General features: G+C 35.1%; 14 protein-coding genes and 1 tRNA gene. 5 read left to right on the top strand and 10 right to left on the bottom strand.

Annotated elements, in window-relative coordinates; translation table 11 throughout:
- Window positions 1-2 precede the first annotated feature (2 nt).
- Complete coding sequence (locus LB100_RS02835; protein ID WP_456201348.1) at window positions 3-4,673, bottom strand: NAD-glutamate dehydrogenase; 4,671 nt, start codon at window positions 4,671-4,673, stop codon at window positions 3-5.
- Window positions 4,674-4,700: 27 nt separating this feature from the next.
- Window positions 4,701-7,253: an ATP-dependent chaperone ClpB gene (gene clpB / locus LB100_RS02830; RefSeq protein WP_264337158.1), complete on the bottom strand. Its 2,553-nt coding sequence runs from the start codon at window positions 7,251-7,253 to the stop codon at window positions 4,701-4,703.
- 220 nt (window positions 7,254-7,473) lie between these two features.
- Here clpB and LB100_RS02825 point away from each other — a divergent pair, with 220 nt between their 5' ends.
- From LB100_RS02825 to LB100_RS02815, 3 genes are all read left to right on the top strand, one after another.
- Complete coding sequence (locus LB100_RS02825) at window positions 7,474-7,881, top strand: hypothetical protein (protein WP_264337157.1); 408 nt, start codon at window positions 7,474-7,476, stop codon at window positions 7,879-7,881.
- Between the two features lie 207 nt (window positions 7,882-8,088).
- The gene (locus LB100_RS02820; RefSeq protein WP_456201346.1) at window positions 8,089-8,286 is read left to right on the top strand and encodes a hypothetical protein; all 198 of its coding nucleotides are present in this window, start codon (window positions 8,089-8,091) and stop codon (window positions 8,284-8,286) included.
- Window position 8,287: 1 nt separating this feature from the next.
- Window positions 8,288-8,800 (top strand): hypothetical protein, encoded by a 513-nt coding sequence (locus tag LB100_RS02815; RefSeq protein ID WP_456201344.1) that lies wholly within the window; start codon window positions 8,288-8,290, stop codon window positions 8,798-8,800.
- A gap of 117 nt (window positions 8,801-8,917) precedes the next feature.
- Here LB100_RS02815 and metG read toward each other — a convergent pair whose 3' ends face one another.
- The 3 genes from metG to LB100_RS02800 form a co-directional block, all read right to left on the bottom strand.
- Window positions 8,918-10,447, bottom strand: a complete 1,530-nt coding sequence (metG, locus tag LB100_RS02810; protein ID WP_456201342.1) for a methionine--tRNA ligase — start codon at window positions 10,445-10,447, stop codon at window positions 8,918-8,920.
- Between the two features lie 123 nt (window positions 10,448-10,570).
- Window positions 10,571-11,482, bottom strand: coding sequence for a hypothetical protein (locus tag LB100_RS02805; protein ID WP_456201340.1), 912 nt, complete (start codon window positions 11,480-11,482; stop codon window positions 10,571-10,573).
- Between the two features lie 83 nt (window positions 11,483-11,565).
- Window positions 11,566-12,969, bottom strand: coding sequence for an NAD(P)H-dependent flavin oxidoreductase (locus LB100_RS02800; RefSeq protein WP_264719514.1), 1,404 nt, complete (start codon window positions 12,967-12,969; stop codon window positions 11,566-11,568).
- A gap of 135 nt (window positions 12,970-13,104) precedes the next feature.
- Between LB100_RS02800 and coaE the strand changes: the two genes are divergently transcribed.
- Window positions 13,105-13,683, top strand: a complete 579-nt coding sequence (gene coaE, locus LB100_RS02795; RefSeq protein WP_264331113.1) for a dephospho-CoA kinase — start codon at window positions 13,105-13,107, stop codon at window positions 13,681-13,683.
- Here coaE and LB100_RS02790 read toward each other — a convergent pair.
- From LB100_RS02790 to LB100_RS02770, 5 genes are all read right to left on the bottom strand, one after another.
- On the bottom strand, window positions 13,673-14,857 hold the full coding sequence (locus LB100_RS02790) for a ribonuclease D (protein ID WP_456201339.1): 1,185 nt from the start codon (window positions 14,855-14,857) through the stop codon (window positions 13,673-13,675). The genes coaE and LB100_RS02790 overlap by 11 nt on opposite strands.
- Before the next feature lie 74 nt (window positions 14,858-14,931).
- Entirely contained in the window at window positions 14,932-16,251 is a 1,320-nt protein-coding gene (locus LB100_RS02785; protein ID WP_456201337.1) for a dihydroorotase, read from the bottom strand.
- A 114-nt stretch (window positions 16,252-16,365) separates the two neighbouring features.
- The gene (locus LB100_RS02780; RefSeq protein ID WP_456201336.1) at window positions 16,366-18,867 is read right to left on the bottom strand and encodes a lipase family protein; all 2,502 of its coding nucleotides are present in this window, start codon (window positions 18,865-18,867) and stop codon (window positions 16,366-16,368) included.
- A gap of 91 nt (window positions 18,868-18,958) precedes the next feature.
- The gene (locus LB100_RS02775; RefSeq protein WP_456201335.1) at window positions 18,959-19,561 is read right to left on the bottom strand and encodes an RDD family protein; all 603 of its coding nucleotides are present in this window, start codon (window positions 19,559-19,561) and stop codon (window positions 18,959-18,961) included.
- Between the two features lie 22 nt (window positions 19,562-19,583).
- Window positions 19,584-19,666, bottom strand: a tRNA-Leu gene (locus LB100_RS02770).
- 102 nt (window positions 19,667-19,768) lie between these two features.
- Between LB100_RS02770 and LB100_RS02765 the strand changes: the two genes are divergently transcribed.
- Window positions 19,769-21,211 carry a replicative DNA helicase gene (locus LB100_RS02765; protein WP_213863715.1) on the top strand — a complete coding sequence of 481 codons (1,443 nt, stop codon included), beginning with the start codon at window positions 19,769-19,771 and terminating at the stop codon, window positions 21,209-21,211.
- The last annotated feature ends 133 nt before the right edge of the window (window positions 21,212-21,344 follow it).

Here is a 21,344-nt window from a genome sequence, read left to right as displayed (position 1 = left end):
TCCTATGAAGCAAGTATTTTAACTCTTCTGATTATGAGTATTAATTTACTTAAATCAAGTTTATAAGCGACCATCTCATCTAAAAAGCTATTGTAGCGCTCTATATAATCCTTATCATTAATAGCCCAAGTTTGAACCTTGTCTACATGATTATCAGTAGCTTTTATAACTTTAACAGCTAGCTTATGTTGATAATTGCTTAAATCATCTAATAAATCATTAATTAAGCTGCGATCCCAATAGGAAGAATGGCTTTTCATCTTGCCAGCAACTGTTCTAATCATATCAAATCTTAGCAGCGACTTTAATTCAAAGTATATTCTACCAGCCTCAAGGATGGACAAAGATGTCTGCTCAGCAACAGATATAACGTCCAGCGCATAAATAAGAATACGTAGATCAGCAACCCTTTTTGCTAGATCTTTATTTATGTTAAGCTCTAACAAAGAAGCTAATCCATGATTATAGACCTCTAATAGGTGCTCATCTAAAATATCATGGCCTAAAGTTTCAATTGCACCCCTAAATTTTGTAACACCATCTAGTTCTACAAGATTAAGCTTACCAAGATTTTTTACTAACCAAAATGATACCCTACCAATAAATTTTTGCACACTTCTCACTACTTGCAAATATGAATCAACATCAATTTTTCCATCCAATTCATCAATTTTCTGCCAAAGGCTACTTAAATTATATAGGTGATTAACAACGATATATATGTTAACTGCTTCATGTACTTTAATTCCAGTACTCTCAACCAAATTATTAATAAATATACAGCCCATCCTATTTACTACATCGTTTGTAATGCAAGTAGAAATAATTTCCCTACAAAGTTGGTGTTTCAATATGGAATCCTTGAACTCTGTTACCATCCTTTGTGGAAAGTAATTTAGTAAGTAATCACGGCACAAAAAATCTTTTTCAGGTAGCTCAGAGTGTATAACTTCATTTTTTATTGCTGTTCTTGCATAAGACATCAGAACAGAAAGCTGAGGAGAACAGAAACCTTCTCCATCAGTTAACATTCTTGCTACCTCTTCTTCAGCTGGAAGAAATTCTACATCTCGGTTTAGCAGCCCAAATTTCTCTAAACTGAGTAATAATTTATGGTGCTGCTCCAACTTTTCTTTAGCTTGCAAGCACTCAAGAAGCAATGCTTTTGTTTCAATCCTGTTATGGTTTTCAAGTACCTTAGATGCAACTTCATCTATCATGCTAGCCAGTATTTCATTCCTTTTTTCCAAGGAAATTCCCCCTTCTTTCATAATTGCAACAAAAGCAATCTTGATGTTAACTTCAAGATCAGAACATATTACTCCTGCTGAATTATCAATAAAATCTGCATTGATATACCCACCTATTTTAGCGTATTCTACCCTTCCAAGCTGCGTGCAACCAAGGTTGCCACCCTCTATAAACATAGAAGCTCTAATATCATGACCGTTTACTCTTAATTCATCATTTGCTTTATCGCCAACCATGCCATGGCTTTCACTTTTTGCCTTAACAAAGGTGCCAATTCCTCCATTCCATATGAAATCCACTTTTGCCTTGAGCAAATATCGAATCAAATCATTTGGAGATAATGTATCTTCCGTTATATCAAAGCACTTTTTCATTTCTTGAGAAATTTCTACTTGTTTGCTACTACGTTCAAATACCCCGCCACCATGAGAAATCAAATCTCTATTGTAATCCATCCAAGTGGAAAACGGTAATTCAAAGAGCCGTTTACGCTCCACGAAACTCTTTTCCGCATCAGGATTTGGATCAACAAAAATATGCATATGATTAAATGCTCCAATTAAACTCATATTTCTTGAAAGCAGCATGCCGTTCCCAAATAGATCGCCAGCCATATCTCCAATTCCAATAACAGTTGTATCCTGGTAAATATCCTTATTCATTCTCCAAAAATGGCGTTGTGCTGCAATCCATGCACCTCTTGCTGTAATACCCATCTTTTTGTGGTCATAACCTGCTGATCCACCAGATGCAAATGCATCTTCGAGCCAAAAGTTACATTCAGAGGATATTTCATTTGCATAATCAGAAAATGAAGCAGTGCCTTTATCTGCTGCAACTACCAAATATGGATCATCTTCGTCATACCTAATCACATTTTCTGGTGGAGTTATTTTGCCATCAACTACATTATCAGTAATATCAAGCATTCCTCTGATGAAATTCTTATAGCATTCAACACCTTTCTCCCTTAAAATGTTTTTGTCTTTATAAACTTGCTTTATTACAAACCCACCCTTTGCGCCAACAGGTACAATGACCGCATTTTTTGTCATCTGGGCTTTCATGAGTCCCAAAACTTCAGTGCGAAAATCTTCCGTTCTATCCGACCATCTCAAACCACCACGAGCCAACTTCCCTCCTCTTATATGTATTCCCTCAAAAAGGTTCGAATAGACATATAATTCACGATACGGGCGAGGATCAGGTAACCCATTTATTTTACTTGAATCAAATTTTATAGATAAGTATGGCTTGTCATCTTGATAATAACTGGTCCTCAAAATTGCCATTATCAAGTTAAATATCGAACGTAAAACGTAATCATGTGAAACATTACTGATTTCTTTTAGTAGTTCTTCAATTTTTTCTCTAAAAATATCAGTAGTTTCCGCTCTATCAACATCTATACTTGGATTAAATCTTGAATGAAACAGCTGTATTAGATGTTTCATTATTTTTGGATACTCTGATACTACTTTCTGGATATATTCTGGGTTATAGCTAAATGATGTCTGCTTTAGGTAGGCGCTTAGCGCTCTAATCAGAAGCACTTCCTTCCACTCGAGCCCAGCAATAATGATCAAGCTGTTAAAATAGTCATTTTTTATTTCCTTGCTGAACACTTTTACAAGTGTTACCTCAAACTGCTCTTTTAAAGTAATGTTGTCTATTAATTCATCAACTCTTGACAACACAAAATGATGTATCCATATTCCACCGTTGATTTCTATATAATAACCATTATGAGATAGAATCTTAGCCCCTAAATTCTTAGTAACCTTTAATATCTTTGACAATTCAAGACCACCGCTATTTGGAGTGTAAACCTTCAATTGATAGTTGAGATTGTCACGAGTAAGCCTCAAATCAACTTCACTGACTTTTTTCTTTCTCACTATCTCCAATTTTTTCATATCATAATACGCATCATGAGGTTCAAAATTCTCTTGATAACTTATCGGAAATGCCTTGCAATAGCGGATAAATATATCCTCAACAGTGCTAAAAGTATTATATAAATTGTCTATAAAACGATCTTCCCACTTTTCTGTAATGTTTCTTAACTTGTTTTCGATACGCAAAACTTCATCATCAAAAACGCTAGCGCTTTTGGTTCTTAGCACCACGTGTAATTTCATCAAATCATATTCATTGATAATGTGATTGTTATAAATATCTGAACTTTCTGCATTCGTTTCATCTTTCAATATATCGCGTATCTTAAACATTAGTCTTGCACTAGCATAACGCATCGGTATCAATACTATGCAACTAATAAAGTTCCCTACCTTTCTCAAAAATAATTTGACTCTTGGTCTAATCGCAAGAGACATGATCGAGGTGCAAATTTCAAATAACTCGTCTTCATTTGATTGGAATAATTCGTCACAAGAAAATGCCTGTAAAATGGAAATTAAAGCTTTATTGTTATGGCCACCAGGAACAAATCCTGCCTTTTTTTCTATTGTTGTAACCTTATCCTTTATTACCGGAATAGTTCGAATATCTTGCACTTCTGCTATAGAAGTAAATAGCCCAAAAAAATGCTGTTCCCTTATTACATCACCCTGATCATTAAATTCTTTCACTCCTATACAATTCATATAGGTACGCCGATGAACTATTGAGATTAGGTCTGATCTTAGTATGTATAAAGAATTCAAGCTTTCAGAAAAAATTGATGAATTTTGGTACTCTTCACTTGCTCTCATTAACCCGAGGCTCTCCTTACCACTTAGAGCAAGCTTTCCTTCTTTATTAGTAATGTATTCTTGATAACCTAAAAATACAAAATTGTTATTTTTCAACCAAGCTAAAAAATCTCTGCCTCCAGCATCCAATGCCGGATGCTCAAGAAGCTTTTTGAGCATCAATTGCCAGTCTTGTACAACGCAGTTAACTGCTTTTAGCGTCTTTCGTAGAGATTCTTCTAATGTATTAACAAAATTATCACTTATACCTTTAATAATTACATATATTACTGACTCTTTGATTCCATTACTTTCTTCCAAAAGATGAATTTTATCTATTAGGCTATTTTTTCTTTGAATATTAATTATGCTGTTACTATAATAGCATATAGTTAAACCGTGTGACTTAATAGTGGAAATGACAGAATCCACTAAAAAGGGCATGTCATCATTTGTGATTTTAATTATAGTGAAATTACCTTCTATTCCTGAAATATCATTTACATTACTTACTGCCAATTTACTTTCTTCTTTTTCTTTTTTAAGAATGAAGTTGTATGCATCTTCTGCAATGTATAAAAGAAATTTATCGTTGACTTTTAGGTCGCTATTATAAACAAAATTATAAAAGTATTTTATAAACTCTTTAATTTTTTCTTTCTCTTTTTTATTCCCTTGATCAACTAGCTTAAATAAAGACTCAACATTAACATTATGATTTATACACATTTTTCAAAACAAAAATACACAGCGAATCTAGATCTTTTTAACTAAGATTTCGTTACCAGAAGTATACACTATTAGCTCATCTCCTTCTACTACTTCCCCCGATAAAACTAACTTAGCTAGATTATTTTGAATGCATTCTTGTATTACCCTTTTCAGAGGCCTCGCTCCATATTCAGGGTCATAGCCAGTTTGTGCTATTAGCTCCTTAGCTTCTTGCGATAAACTAATACTCAGTTTACGCTTAGCAAGCATCTTTTGTAAATAAGAGAATTGAACATCTATAATTTTATAAATGTCATCTTTGGTTAAACCGTGGAATATAATAATTTCATCCAGTCTATTTAAAAATTCTGGACGAAACGCTAACTTAACTATTTTCATCACCTCATCTTTTACAGATTCAGCAGTTCCTCTGAGCATCATCTCAGCGCCAAGGTTAGAAGTTAAAATCAGTATGGTATTGCGAAAATCAATTAATTTGCCATGGCTATCGGTGAGTCTACCTTCATCCAAAATCTGCAGTAATATATTAAATATATCTGGATTTGCCTTTTCTATCTCATCAAACAAAATTACCTGATATGGTCTTCTCCTCACTGCCTCAGTTAATCTTCCACCTTGTTCATAGCCAACATACCCTGGAGGTGCACCAATCAGTTTTGAAACGGAGTGTTTTTCCATATACTCTGACATATCAAAGCGCAGAAGTGCTCCTTGGTCATCAAATAAAAATTCGGCAAGGGATTTTGCCAACTCCGTTTTCCCAACTCCAGTTGGACCTAAAAATAAGAATGAACCAAAAGGTCGATTAGTATCCTGAACACCAGAACGGGAGCGCCTTACTGCATTACTTATCGCTTCAATTGCATCTTTCTGTCCTATTACTCTTTTCCCTATTTCATTCTCCATGTTAAGAAGTTTTTCTTTTTCACTGTGCATCATGCTATCAACAGGAATGCCTGTCCATTTCGAAACAATATTTGCAATATCACTCTCAGTAACTTCTTTCTTTAGGAAACTATCAGTAACTTTTTCCTGATTTTTTAACTCATTTTCAAGTTGAGGAATCACACCATACATCAACTCCCCTGCCCTTCCTAAATTTCCATTGCGCTGAGCCAATTCTAGCTCTTTCCTCGCGTTATCCAATTTTTCAGCAGTTTCTTGTATTTTAGCTATTTTATTCTTTTCCATCTGCCATTTACTGCTTAAGTCAGCAAATTTACTGTTTAGACTCTCAATTTCCTCATTTATCTTTTTTAAACGTTGCCTAGAGTTTTCATCACTTTCTTTTTTCAAAGCCTCTGACTCAATTTTCAGCTGTATAATCTTTCTTTCAAGCTCATCAACAACCTCAGGCTTGCTGTCCATTTCAATTCTAACCCTACTTGCTGCTTCATCAATTAAATCGATCGCTTTATCAGGTAAAAATCTATCTGTTATATATCTATTAGAAAGCGTTGCAGCAGCGATTATTGCACTATCTGTAATCCTAATACCATGATGTACCTCATACCTTTCCTTCAAGCCCCTCAGTATTGAAATAGTATCAGTTTCAGTGGGTTGAGAAATAAACACAGGCTGGAAACGCCTCGCAAGCGCAGGGTCTTTCTCTATATGCTGACGATACTCATCTAAAGTTGTAGCTCCTATACAGCGAATTTCTCCGCGTGCAAGAGCAGGTTTCAGTAGATTTGAAGCATCCATTGCACCACTTGTTGCCCCTGCTCCAACTAAAGTATGAAGCTCATCTATAAATAAGATAACTTTCCCCTCTGCTTTTGAAATATCATTGATCACTGCTTTTAGCCTTTCTTCAAATTCTCCTCTGAATTTTGTTCCAGCAATTAACGCACCAAGATCCAAAGCTAAAACTTTTGCATCACGCAAACCAAGTGGTACATCATTTGCAACAATTCTGTTTGCTAAACCTTCAACTATTGCAGTTTTTCCAACACCAGGTTCACCTATCAGCACGGGATTATTTTTTGTTCGCCTAAGCGATACCTGCATAGCTCTTCTGATTTCTTCATCACGACCAATTACAGGATCAAGCTTACCTTGCATCGCAAGCTCTGTAATATCTTTTGTATATTTCTTCGCCGCATTTAATTTTTCTTCACTATTTGGCGAATCTGCACTGCTACCTTTTCTCATTTCTGCAATAACTGAATTTAATTTTTGCGGTGTTACACCACCTTCTGCTAAAATTTTACCATCTTTTTGTGCAGCAAGGCCCTGCAGTAACCGCTCAACTGTAACAAATGTATCTTTATTCCTCCTCGCAATACCGATTGAATCCTCAAAAACTTTTGCTACCTCTCTTGAAAGCTGAAGGCCGCCACTTCCTGGCCCTTCAATCACTGGAAATTTTTTAATTGCACTATCAACAGCATTAGAAATATTCTGCACATTTCCACCACAGGCACCTATCAAGTCCTGAACTAAACTCGATTCATCTTCAAGCATTACTTTAAGTAAATGTTCAGGCATAAAAATCTGATGCCCGGCTCCCAATGCTTTCATTTGAGCACTCTGAATTAAGCTTTTTGCTTTTTCTGTAAATTTATTCAAGTCCATAATATAAATTCAACTCATACTTGCTGATATATATAGCAACCACTTCCTCAATTTTAAACCTAAAGTCATTTATCAATAAAAATTTTCTAAGTTCATATAAAACAAGAAAAAGCAGATTCTCTACAAAAAATAAAATTTATATTAAAATATTAATTTACTTTAAAACTAAATTAATGTTAAGATATAAAGCATATAGCTTAATTTTTTTTATAAAAGAGCAATGAATATCAATGACTTTAACATAAAGAACTTAACAACAATTTCTATAGTACAAGAAATAAAGAATAGCGTTAGGCTTGTTCCAGACATAATCAAACCTGGAATACAGGGTATATTTTACACTGCAGGAGGAGCATTATTTACATACGCTTATGGGTTTTTTGCACAACAAAAAAGTTATGAAGATGGTTATATGGAGAGCTACAAAAAAGGCTACAGTGAAGGATTTAACCAAGGTTATAACAAAGACTTTAATCAAATTGCCTTAATTGCTGGAGCTGCTTGTGTTGGAGCTGCTATTGGAGCTGCATCTATTATGTATTGTACTAAATGTAAACAACAAGATACTCATATTGCTAACGCTCAAATAAACCAGGTAATTTCTAATAACTTAGCTTTAGTTGAGTAAAACCAAGCTAAAAAGCAATCTCATAATCATTATGCTGAGAAAAAATTCAGTGTGTAACCAGAAAAAATAGAGATAATGTTTTCTGATATGTTGTAGTGGATTAGGTTTAGGTCCCAGTAGGAGCAAGTTTAAATACTACATAGATTTGTAGCTTTTTTTTTGCTACCTTTACTGTAAAAAAGGGGTAGTACTTTAGCTATAGCAATTTTGTTAGCATCAGGAGTGTTTGCTGCAGCTCCTTATGTTAGTTTCTTAGCTCCAGTTGCAGCGTTAAGTGTTGGCCTTCCATTTATTATTGGTGGTGCTGTATTTTCTGCTCTAGTTTTTGCGCTTTCAGCTGCAGTGCAAAGAGCTAACAATTACTTCTTCTTGTCTAGATGCTCAAAATGCCAAAGAAAAAGCTAAAATGCAAAAACAACTAGATACAAAGGTAGAATACATTATTAATTCTGATGAAGATGCTAAGAAAATGCATCAAGAGCGTAAAAAAAGAAATCAAGAAGAAGTTTTAGATTCTGAAGCTCTTAGCAATTTATTTAAAGAAGAAGGTAATCAACCAAAATTGCATGCAGTAGCAAAAGAAACAGGTGATCAACCAAAACTAAAAGATAGAACAACTCAGATTGTAAAATTTAGTAGTATTGCAACGTACGCATCAGTTATAGTAGCAGCTTTAGCATCAAAGTTGTTTCCAACTCCCGTATGTACTTTAGATCCTGCTTCTGGATTATCTGAGCAGCAGGCACATCTAGGCCAAGCTGATGGTAATTCTACTGTAAATTTACCATCTGCTCACCATGTACCTACTCCACAGACTATGTTGAAAAGTAAAGTTGATGAGTCTCACGAAATGTTAAATTCTTCTTTTAAGAGTGCTAAAAATAATTTCGGTGCATCTCAATCATTTCTTCCAAAGTAGATAACGGTATAGATACATCAAAACGCCAAGGCACTTTTTTTGACTCTGTTGAATTAAAAAGGCTAACTACAGAACGGCCAACTCAGTCTAGTCTTGTAACGGCTTACTAAGGATTCTTTAAATATCGATCCTCAAAAAAATCGGCGTAGGTTTAGGCAGTGTAATGCCTAAGCTTACGCACGCATTGCACAGAGATTGTAAGTTGCGTTGTTCTTTTGGAATTTGCAATTGATCTAGCATCATTTCTGCTGATTTTGGAATAATTGGCTGCAATAAAATACCAATTATTCTGATGTATTCGAGTAGTTTGTAAATTACTAAATCCATGCGCTTTCTATCGGTTTTACTTAACGTCCAGGGTGCACTTTTATCTATGTAAGCATTGGCCTTGGAAGAGATATTGATAATCAGTAGTATAATCTGGTTAAATTCATACTTTGATAGATGATCCATCACTTGATCAATTATGGCTTTACAATTTGGTAAACTCTCATCATCTTTAAGCAAATTTCGATCAATTGTTGGTACGATTCCATCGCATTGCTTATGCAGAAATGAAATTGTTCTTTGCACTAAATTGCCTATATTGTTTGCCAGCTCTGAGTTTATGCGGCTGATCATGTTTTTCTTACTGAAATTACCATCTTGACCAAAATTTGCTTCCCGAAGGAGAAAGTAGCGTAGTTGATCAACACCAAACTCTTCTGCCAGACCAATTGGATCTATAACATTACCAAGGGATTTGGATATTTTTTCTCCCTCGTTTAGCCACCAACCATGAACTGCTATTTGCTTTGGCAGTGGTAAATCTGCTGCAAGAAGAATAGCTGGCCAGTATACAGCGTGAAAACGCAATATGTCTTTACCGATCACATGAACGTTGAAGGAGTTTGTCCAAAACTTCTTATATTCCTCATCTTCTATATTAGGAAAGCCTATTGATGTGAGATAGTTAGTAAGTGCATCTATCCAAACGTAAATTATGTGCTTGTTATTTCCTGGTACTTTTATTCCCCAATTGAAACTAGTACGAGAAATCGAAAGGTCAGTCAGTCCTGATTTTACAAACGACACCACTTCGTTTTTTCTGCTCTCAGGAAAGATGAAATTCGGCTGATTTTCATATAACTCTAGCAGTTTGTTTTGCCAATTCGACAAACGAAAAAAGTAGCTCTCTTCTTTTATCCACTGAACTTCAGCGCCTGTTGGCGCTTTGCCATCTATCAGCTCTGATTCCTGATAAAATGCTTCATCACGAACTGAATACCAACCTGAGTAAGAATCCAGATATATTTGTCCTCTCTCTTCAAGCCTATTCCATAGAGCTATAACTGCTTGTTCATGACGTTCTTCTGTGGTGCGGATAAAATCATCAGAATCAAAGTTCATTAGCTCAGCCAATTTTCTGAACGTAACACTTATTTCATCTGTAAATTCTTTTGGCTCTATTCCCTTTACCTTAGCTGCTTTTTCTATTTTTTGCCCATGCTCATCTGTACCAGTAGTAAATTTGACGTTCTTTCCAGCTAATTTCATAAATCTAGCTGTAACATCACAGATAAGGGAAGTATATGCGTGGCCGATGTGTGGCTTGTCGTTTACGTAATATATTGGCGTAGTGACGTAAAAGCTCTCAAATTGCTCCATTTTGTACTATTTAAAGCTTAATCGTATCTGCACTAGTAATAAAAATCAATATATATCCTATCATACAAGCAATCTGAAAATCCATTATACCGCTGCGTTTTGCAGCGGTATCCTGTAAGTAATTTATGCTCTAGGGTAAGCAGTTTGCTGTCCATAACCTCCAGAATGTTGTTCTGGATAAGAATTATCAAATGCATCTTGAGGAGGAACAGTTGGAAAATTGTGAGAAAAGTAAGAAGGTGGTGCATCATGAAAAGAATCTCCCAAACCATATCCAGGTCCTGATTTATGATAGTTAACTACCGCCTCTTTAGCTTTCTCAATATTTTCTGACTCTTTCTCATGCTTCATATGAAAAGCCACACCACCAGCAAGACACACAAGAGAATTAATGCCAAGAATGACTAAACCCCAAACTGGTAAGACTGGGTTAATAGCGCAACCTATCAAAGCTGCTAAAGAAATTGCACCAACTGCAAATTCTATATTTCTGAACATTTTAAGCTTATTATCCAGGTAATCTACCTTTTCTGATTTTCTAGCCGTTTTTTCGCTGCTGTTGTACCAAACACACATTAAAGCATGGAAAGCAACACACGCAACTACAGCTACTATCCCTAAAGCTAATAATTTCCTGTTGTCTTCTGCGTCTTTTTTCTTATCTTCTCTGCTTGGCTGGTTACTGCTACCGGAACCAAGGTTATTTATTACTGTAGTATGACCAGTATTACCACTAAACAGGCTACGAAGTAGAAAATAATCCCAAAAATCTAAACCTCTATTATTGTGTACATGTACGTGTGTAACCTGAGGGCTTGTAGGTTGTTGCCTACTATCACGTCGATCACTTCCTATATTGTGTTCATTAGTTGGGTTATAGCGCCTAAATTCCTTATACGCATTTTCAAAATTTTTATCACTCCAGTTCTCAATATTTTGCATACCACGAGAACGTAAAAATTCTTGAACATTCTTATCACTGCCATTTTCTTTTATATAGGCAAGTGCATACCTTCTTAAAACACCATTATTCATAAAAATTCCCCTAAAATTAAGATTAAATTAATAAACAGTTATTACTATAAATTATATAGAATAATGTCTTCTTGTCAAGTTAGTCATAAACCAACCAATATTCTATCTACCAATTCTTTTACTGTCGGTATGCAACCATTTTTATAAAATGGGTCTTGCTTAAATTTGTACACATTGTGCCCAGAAAACATGAGTTCATTTTCAACATTGCCGTCATGTACAATGTTTTGCAGTGTCTTTTGTATACAGAAACTCCGTGGATCTGGCTTTCGCCCTGTTGAATGGTCACCATGATCTTTCCAATTGCTAAACAGACAATGGCTCAAACATCCCATGCAATTAATTTGATCTTGTCTTATTTCCGCAAATTTGCCTGGCGTCACAAAAATAACAGTTGTATCTGGAGTTTTCATTACCTCTGTATACCCTGCTTTAATCCATGCATTTGCTAGCTCTTTGTCTTTTGCAGTGAGGTAAATCTTTCTACCTCTGCTACCCATTGCAAATTCATTATTAAACTCTCCACTCACACTTTCTGAAAATTTCATTTGACGTGAATTTCGTTCCTGTAGCTCATATATGAAGCTATTTCTTACTGCAGATGAGTAAAATCCTGTTGGACTAAATTTGTTTAAAAATACATCACCTTCTTCTAAAGTAAGTAACTTCTTTTTCCATTCTGTAGAAATCGGACTTTCTTTTGTTAAAAGTGGACGAGTGCCAAACTGAAAAGCTATTGGTCCGATTTGTAAATTGTCAAACCAATGTTCCCAATCCTTCAAATTCCACACTCCCCCCGCCATAACAATTGGCGTTTCAGAAAGACCGACCTCATTCATGAAAGATCTAAGCTCTGCAACTCTTTCAAATGGAGCCTGCGGTAATTCTGGGTCTTCACTATTACTGAGTCCATTGTGACCACCAGCAAGCCACGGATCCTCATATACTACTCCACCAAGTAAAAAAGAAGATATTTTTTGGTAAGCACGTTTCCACAACGCTTTAAAAGCGCGCGCCGATGAGATAATAGGGTAGTAATAAACTTGATATTTAGCTGCAATTTCTCCAAGCCTGTAAGGCATACCAGCACCGCAAGTGATGCCATGAACTAAGCCTTTTGCTTTTTCTAATATGCCATGAAGGACTTGTTCTGCTGCTCCCATTTCCCAAAGCACATTCATATGTATTCTTCCACGGCCCTTTGATATTTCATTCGCTATTTTTGCTTGACTAACTCCAGCCTCAATACTATACTTAATTAATTCCTCATGCTTTTCATTTCTTGTTTTACCTCTATAAATCAGCGGCACCAACTCACCATTGTCATCAATAAGTTTAGCATTTGCACCAGAAAACGTACCAACAGCATCTGCTGCAGCAAATGCCCCACTTGATCTTCCATCACTGATTGCAATGCCTTTACCGCCCTCGACGATTGGCCAGACTTTTTTCCCTGAAATCACTATCTTTTTTATCTTATCTTTCAAAATTTCCTCTTAATCTTTCACTCTATTTTACTGAATTACTAAAAAAATAATAGCTTTTCTTTTTTATACCTATGCATTCAGTTTTAAATAGGCATAGGAGATGCTATAAATATAGTTTTATAAGAAATTTGCTATATGATCATAGGTTTAACAGGTGGGATTGCAGTTGGAAAGAGCTTTGTAGCCAATTGCTTTAAAGAATTTGGTGCCGCTTTGTTTGATGCCGACTCTGTCGTGCACCAGCTTTATAAAGTAAACAAAAACATAATAAGTTACGCAGAAGAAAAATTTCCTGGGGTGATAGTAAATGGTGAAATAGACAGAGCAGTATTGTCTAAATATTTTTTGGCCTACGATGAAAATTGGAAGCAATTTCAATCTTTAGTGCATTCTGCTGTGCAGAGTGAATTAGCAATTTTTATTGCTCAGGAGAAAGAAAACGACAGAAAACTCCTAGTCCTAGACATTCCACTCCTACTGGAAACGAGATTCCGTTTATATTGCGATTTTATTGTTTTTATCCATGCAGATAGCACTGTACAAGCTCAAAGGCTTAGTGAGCGTAATATGGATAAAAAAAAGCTGGATCTAATGTCTAGTATTCAGCTACCTATTGAAGAAAAAAAGCAAATGAGCGACTTTATCATCGATACCAGTGCAAATGTTCTTTCTCAAGTGAAAGATATAATAAACTCGTTAGACCTTAACACGTGATACGGTTATTCTCCACAAGATTACTCCGAATCTTAGCTATACTATCAGCAGATTTTACCATTAAAATTTCAAACCTTGAGCCTGCATTCAAAAACGATTCTACTGATCTGCCGAAAAAATCATATCTCCATCCCTTGAATAGTTTATCTATCTGCCCAGATATTGAACCAGCTAACTCATCTTTTGATGAAACTAACTTTCTTGATATGTTATTTTCCTTACATTTGCTCTCTAAAATAATCGAGAGTATATCAAATACAGATTTATCATAATTATCTGACAGAGTATAATTTTGCTGCACAAACTCCTTCTCATTCTCATTGAAAATATTCATAAATTCTAATAAATCTTCCTCTTTTATATTTTTTGTGTTCCTCTCAAGATCATCTAAAACCTCGTCAATACGCTCCACATTTTTTTCAATAAGACCAATTATTACAGCATTATTAATTACTTTATTACGATTGATGTTATAGCGTTGTGCTAAAGTCTCTTGCCACTCACTCACTGCTTTAACAGCTAACATTAGCCTCGGATTTGCTTCATAGTTAAATTTAATCCTCCTCCATGCATCTTTTGGACTATGCAAATACTTATTTATATCAACCAATAATTCCATCTCTTCTTGAAACCAACTCATCCTATTACTTTCTTCAAGTTTATTGCACAATATTTGGTATAGATCATATAGATATACCACGTCGTTTATTGCATAGTCTAGTTGATCCTCAGACAATGGACGCCTTAACCAGTCTGAATTTTTAGCTTTAATTTTATCCAGTGCTATTCCTTGATATTGCTCTACTACTTTTGAATAACCAATAAAGTCATGATAATAATGGCAAAACATAGCAGCAACTTGGGTATCAAAAATAGGAGTGGGAACACATTTAAACATAGTGAGTAAGGATTCTATATCCTGCCGGCAGCTATGAAACACTTTGATTATTCCCTGATTTAGCATCATTTTCTTAATGAATGATAAATCAATTTCTGGCACTAATGCATCTACAATAAAACTCTTCTCTCCGTAAGAAATTTGAATTAACGATAATTTTGGGTAGTAGGTTAAATTATTTCTAATGAACTCCGTGTCAATTGCTATAAATTTTGGATCTTTTGCCATCAATTCTTCACATGCATTCTCCAGCTCCGATGTCGTACTAATTAGCATATATTTTTTATTCAGTGGCTATATTTTACCACTTATATTGAATATTTACAATTGAGAACGCAACTGTATGATAACTAATTCTTCTGTAAATATACAGTTTTGCCAGACACAACGGTACGTATTACGCGCCCTTTCACTTTGCGTCCATCGAAAGGGGAATTTTTTGATTTACTAGCAAAGTTGTCAACTTTAATTTTCCATTCATGATCCAAATCAACTAAAATTAAGTCCGCTGCAAGGTTTTTCTGTATGCGGCCACGTGGCACATGTATGATATCTGCAGGCTTATATGTCAATTTTGCAAGCACATCAAGTAGACCCATTTGTCCACTGTGATATAGTTCAAGTGAAATGGGCAGCATTGTTTCAAGGCCAACAATACCAAATGCAGCATTTTCAAGTGGCAAATCTTTAGAACTAAGATCATGCGGAGCATGATCGGTTGCAATACAATCAATCACACCTGTCTTTAAACCTTCAATCATAGCTAAACGATCTTCCTCTGTACGAAGTGGCGGATTCATTTTTGCGATTGCTCCATGTTGCTTTACTATATCTTCAGTTAAAGTAAAGTGATGAGGAGTTACTTCGCATGTAACATTTAACCCTAAATCTTTTGCACGCTTAATAGCATCAAGTGAATCTTTTGAAGAAACATGTAAAATATGATAGTGTACATTTTCTATGTCCTTCATTAGCAGTATATCACGAGTTACCATAACCGACTCTGACGCACTCAAGATTCCCTTTATTCCCAATTCTTCAGAAATTTTACCTGCATTGATTGCGCCACCAGCAGATAGATTTAAATCCTCTGCGTGTTGAGCAATAGGAACACCAAGCATACTTGAATAAAGCAGTGCCTGTCTCATAATCATTGGATTCATAACTGGCATACCATCATCGGTGAAACCAACTGCACCTGCTTCCTTTAAGAGTGCCATTTCAGTTAATTTTTCTTCCGAAGTGGTGATTTTAGCGTAAAATTCCACATTCACATGCGAAGTTTCAAATGCTCTATATTTCAAATACTGAGCCAAGACAACACTATCAATCGCTGGAATAGTGTTTGGCTGACAAACTACAGTTGTAACGCCTCCTGCAGCTGCAGATTTACTACCCGTATGTATATTTTCTTTATGCTCTTGACCTGGTTCACGAAAATGCACGTGAATATCAATAAGGCCTGGCATTAGAACAAGCCCTTTACAGTCTATTGTTTCATCAACCCCACTTGTTGAAAATAACGATTCGCCAAAATCAACAATTTTATCCCCTTCAGTTAACAATGAACCTTTTATATCAAGTTTAGTTTCCGGGTCAATAATACGAGCATTGGTATACGCAATTTTATAGCCTTCCTTTTGGCCTGTCTGCAATAAACTCCAAATCATATTTTAGTATCAATTATAAAGTATAATCTAAAGTTTTTTTAGTAAAACACAAACAAATTAAAGCGATGGCATAATAACTAGCAATAAAGAGTATTTAAATTACTAACTTAATATCTAAGCAGCTATTCTATAACTACAATTTTCGATTTCTACATTGTTAAATGTGGTATTTGCCTTATAAGAACAGTAACACCCTACTGTAAGAAAAGCTAATGCAGCTACAGCAAGCGAAATACACATTGCTAAATGAAGAATTGTTAGACTTGTACCAACAGCAAGTGCTCCAGATAATACAAAAGAAACAGAAGCATAATTACCTTGCCTTTTACTGTAAGTTCTTGCTTTCAAGAATTTTTCACTTAGCTCTTCATTCTTGCTTTCAAATTGCTTCTGTAGACTCTTCTCTAGTACTTCACTTTTGTTTTCAATTTCTTGCAGCTTTGTCTTTAAGTCGTTATTTTCATTTTCGCGTTGCATTATTTGATCAGCGAACGATTGTCTTGCATCATTCAGCTGCCCTTCCAACTGATCATTTTGTGTAGTCAATTGAGCTACCCGACCATTTAGCGTATCAGCAACCTGTGTTAATCGGGTTACTTCATCAGTTTTATCAATTAGACCTTGCTTTGCATCATCCAGCCGCCCTTCCAATTGATTGTTTTGTATAGTCATTTGATCTACTTGATCTTTTAGCCTTCCAATCTCTTTTTTCTTCTTTTCAAGCTGAGCTCTTGCTTCATTAGATTCTTTGCTAAGTTGCATGACTTTACTAGTTTCTTCAGCTAATTTTTGCTTTGATGCTACAAGTTGAACTTCTGTTTGCTCACATTTCCTTTCAAGCTCCCTTGCTTGACTAGACAAATTACTATTTTCCTGTTCAAGTTGAGCTTTTACTTCCCTTAGCCCTCCCTCACTCTCTCTGAATTGAGCTCTAGCATCCTTTAGCTCTTTTTCTGCACATTCTACCTTTTCTTCTAGCTTAGTTTTTGCTTTCTCAAGCTTCTTCAGTTGATTAGTCAGATTACTATTCTTTCTTTCTAATCCAGTATTTGTTTCTTCAAGTTTTTCTACAGTACCGTTAAGCCTAGTTACTTTGCTAATTTGCTCATCCAACTCTGCTTTGTTTTCTGCAAGCTGATCTTTTGTCCCTTTAAATTCTGCAGTAAGTTTATCTACTTGATCATTGAGTTGATTAGTCTTCTGTTGTTCTTGTGTTAATTTTCCTTTTTCATCATCTAACTCTTTAGTTTTTCCAACCAAACTTTGTTGTATACTATTTAACCTTCCCTCTAATTGAATTTTTTCATTAGTAAGCTGAGCTACTTTTTGTTTTCCTTGTCTAAATTCCTCTTCTAAATTTGGAGCACGTTGAATTGGTATCTCAGAAAGCTTAATGCCTTCATTTTCTTCTCTGACTTCTTCAAAGAATTCCTTATCATCCACATCAACATATGACAAAACTGCATGGTAAAATAGGCCACAAATATAAGCAATATGACGATACTTAGATGCTTCGCTATCCGATTTAAATTTTTCCTGCTCTATTTTCTCAATAAGGTTATAATAGGTATCGATTTTATGATAGTGTAGTTCTAAATACTCCAGAGTTTTACCTGTTTCTAATTTTAATGGTTTACCTACATGTTTATAGTGCATACCAGCATTACCATGTGGCAAACATGGTACCGGATCTGATTGACAAGCTACTCTAATAGTATTATGTCCAAGACACTCATTGTAAACTTCAGCAGCACCATTGTAGAACACTCTTGGAGAGCCAAAAGTTGCAACATGAACATCTTCAGCACCTTCTGTTTTATTAAGACATAAAGCAGTTATACTAGCAAGAGCACCTCCCATGCTATGGCCTGTAACATTGATTTTTAAATCTTTGATTGCTAATCCTTTATCATTAGCATGCCCTTGTAATATTTTATGTACGCTGGGCCAAGAACGTTTGAATAGAGAGTAAAAACCAGAGTGAACATAATTATCTCCAGACAAAAATGGCAACTTAGTTAAAGAAGCACGCAGATCTTCCTTCACATCATTTAAATCACGAGTGCCATGGTAAGCTATATCTACTTCGTTATCTTTAATAAAAATATAACCAGCATCTCGATTATATGAATTTTTACCAGTTAAAGCATAGCCAACATCGTGTTGCTCTAATTTATAATCAACATCTGAGCAATATTTATCTTCAATAAGTTCATTATCGTAAAATCTTATAATCTGATAACCTTCTTCTTCAAACTTCCTTTTAGTTTTGTATTTACCTTTCTCTAATTTTCTATCCACATCACCATAGGAAATTTTGCTAAAGGTACACATTTTCCATAATTTTTCTTCATCAAATTCTGCAATTTGCCCTTTTATCAGATCAGCAAGGTCAGAAGCATCCTTTAACTCAGCACCTTTAAAATCTTCTATCTTCTTCCATGCTTTAACTAGGTCAGAAGTTCCTAGCCCATTAAGGTCAAAACTTTGAGCTTCTAATTCGTTCTTAAATGGTTCTAGTGCCTCAATTACGCATTCTTTTATTTCATTATCATCAATATGTACAATACTATCGCTAATAGAATCCATACTTTGATCATGAGTAATACTTGGCATATTTTTTACCTACTATTTTAGTATATCATTAATTAAGCATTTGATCAAATTTATCAATAAAACTATTAAAATTTTCTTATTTTAAACGAATTTAGTTCATTTTATCACACTTAAGACTTTTGTTTGTGACAACTGCTGTATTTGCAATCTTATCGTGCCAAATTTGGCAGCGTTTATCGAAACTTGCCCATATGAAACCCAAGAATAATGGTGCAGTTGACAATATGAAGGAAAAAAACCTCTTTGTTGCTTGTTTCAGAGTCAATTTTTCAAAAGTTTGTGCATTCACAACTCTAAGTCCAAGTAAGAATTTTCCAGGTGTAGCGCCAAATCTTATCCACATATATGCTACATAACTAAAAAGCATAATAAATTGAACTATCTGATTTAGAACTAGTAACTTTATTAGTTTACTCTGCATTGCTGTTTCCTCTGCAGATAGTGGCACCTGCATTTGATATTTTGCAGCAATTTGGCCTAATATTTTACTGCTCTCCGAGCTCATAAAGAGTTGATTTAAGGCCTGACCGCAAAACTGTAAAAATAAAACGATGATGATTAAATCAAGCAGCACTGACAAATAGCGTCTAAGTCCCGTTACGTAACATATTCCATTTTCATCTTTCTTTATCCTTTGAATAGCATTTATAGAAGAAAGAATGGCAAATGAACGATTAAAAAACTTGTGTAACATAAAACACTTTCCAATGTTTGAGTGCCCCTGGCCGGACTTGAACCAGCATGCTCTTGCAAGCAACAGATTTTGAGTCTGCCGTGTCTACCATTCCACCACAGGGGCCTATTTTAATGCTATAAGCAACACAGGATTAGTCAAATTTTTTCTCTTTTAAGTCGAGATTGAATATTCTACAATAATCAATCATTACTCTAAAAACTTAAAATGAATGAATTAGTTAACCTTATTAATTCAAGAGAAGAAATATGTAAATTGCCACATAATTTAGAAGCAGAGCAAATGCTCATTGGTGCAATGATTCGTGATAATAGAATTTGTGATGCAGTTGAAGATATAATTGCAGCAGACAATTTCTACGATCCACTACATCAAAGCATTTTTACCCAGATATCTAAAACCAGAAAACACGGCATAGTTGCCAATGAACTAAGCCTTAAGATGTTTTTTGAAAATGATAAAGCATTTGCCGAATGTGGTGGAGTTGAGTACCTAGCAAAGCTTGCAGCGAAGGCAAGTATTGCTCTTGATATCTATAGCTTGACCAGAATAATCCGTGATACTTATTTAAGAAGATGCTTAATCAAGCTCGGACAAGAGACAATTGACGATAGTTATAACTATGACATCGAAAATCCTGCACAGGTACAAATTGAGCAAGCAATGACAAAATTGTTCAATTTAGCAGTAAAAAAGCAAGGTGAGAAAACATACATAAAGCTTGCAAGTTCAATTAAAGATGTGGTTGAGAAGATTAGCAAGCTAAAAAATAATCCAGAGGCTCTAGGTATTACAACCGGACTTCAAGATCTAAACCAGCTTCTTGGTGGTTTGCAGAAATCTGATCTGTTAATTATAGCTGCAAGGCCCTCAATGGGGAAGACAGCATTGGCACTGAACATCGCACTTAATGCTTGTAAGATTTTGCAAAAAAGAACAGACAAACAACACTACATAGCGTTTTTCTCACTTGAAATGTCAGCAGAGCAATTGACTGCAAGATTGATTACCATAGATTCAGGTATTGGTTATTATAAGGCAATGACTGGGAGAATTAGTGATTTTGAATTACATGAATTCATTAATGCTAGTACAGGACTATCTGAATTACCTTTCATTATAGATGACACTCCTGCTCTATCAATTAGTGCCCTTCGTACCAGAATACGACTGCTATATCAGCTATACAATGTAGAGGTGGTATTTATCGATTATCTGCAATTAATTCGAGGAACAACAAAAAGGAGTAGTGAAAATAGAGTGCAAGAAATTTCAGAAGTGACGCAGGGTTTGAAAGCAATTGCAAAGGAACTAAATATTCCCATTGTTGCACTATCGCAGCTCTCTCGTTCTGTTGAGCAGAGGGATGATAAAAAACCACAACTTTCTGATTTACGTGATTCAGGAAGCATAGAACAGGATGCGGATATAGTAATGTTCCTCTATAGAGAAGAATATTATGAATTAAGAAAGCAACCAAATGAAGGAAGTAATAAACATCGAGAGTGGCAAGAGAAAATGGAGAAAATTAGAAATATTGCAGAGCTGATCATTGCAAAACAAAGAAACGGGCCAATTGGCAGTGTGAAACTACATTTTGACTCCAATAGAGGTGCATTTAAAGACTATACAGAAAGATATAGTCTTTAGCGGTGAGTAATTCTGGAAGTGTTTAACAAACCATACGTGCCAAATTAATTAGCTATCGTAAAATATAGCAATATTTAAGATTGGCATTTTACTTGTTACATTTATTTTTTTAGAAAAATCTATAAATTACTAA

The organism is Wolbachia endosymbiont of Protocalliphora sialia, from assembly GCF_053891855.1.
The sequence above is the reverse complement of the archived record's forward strand: the minus strand, read 5'-3'. Positions and strand labels throughout refer to the sequence as shown.

Coding starts and splice junctions, on each gene's coding strand:
- LB100_RS02835 (WP_456201348.1), bottom strand. CDS start 4,673: ATGTGTATAAATCATAATGTTAATGTTGAGTCTTTATTTAAGCTAGTT.
- clpB (WP_264337158.1), bottom strand. CDS start 7,253: ATGGACTTGAATAAATTTACAGAAAAAGCAAAAAGCTTAATTCAGAGT.
- LB100_RS02825 (WP_264337157.1), top strand. CDS start 7,474: ATGAATATCAATGACTTTAACATAAAGAACTTAACAACAATTTCTATA.
- LB100_RS02815 (WP_456201344.1), top strand. CDS start 8,288: ATGCAAAAACAACTAGATACAAAGGTAGAATACATTATTAATTCTGAT.
- metG (WP_456201342.1), bottom strand. CDS start 10,447: ATGGAGCAATTTGAGAGCTTTTACGTCACTACGCCAATATATTACGTA.
- LB100_RS02805 (WP_456201340.1), bottom strand. CDS start 11,482: ATGAATAATGGTGTTTTAAGAAGGTATGCACTTGCCTATATAAAAGAA.
- coaE (WP_264331113.1), top strand. CDS start 13,105: ATGATCATAGGTTTAACAGGTGGGATTGCAGTTGGAAAGAGCTTTGTA.
- LB100_RS02790 (WP_456201339.1), bottom strand. CDS start 14,857: ATGCTAATTAGTACGACATCGGAGCTGGAGAATGCATGTGAAGAATTG.
- LB100_RS02785 (WP_456201337.1), bottom strand. CDS start 16,251: ATGATTTGGAGTTTATTGCAGACAGGCCAAAAGGAAGGCTATAAAATT.
- LB100_RS02780 (WP_456201336.1), bottom strand. CDS start 18,867: ATGCCAAGTATTACTCATGATCAAAGTATGGATTCTATTAGCGATAGT.
- LB100_RS02775 (WP_456201335.1), bottom strand. CDS start 19,561: ATGTTACACAAGTTTTTTAATCGTTCATTTGCCATTCTTTCTTCTATA.
- LB100_RS02765 (WP_213863715.1), top strand. CDS start 19,769: ATGAATGAATTAGTTAACCTTATTAATTCAAGAGAAGAAATATGTAAA.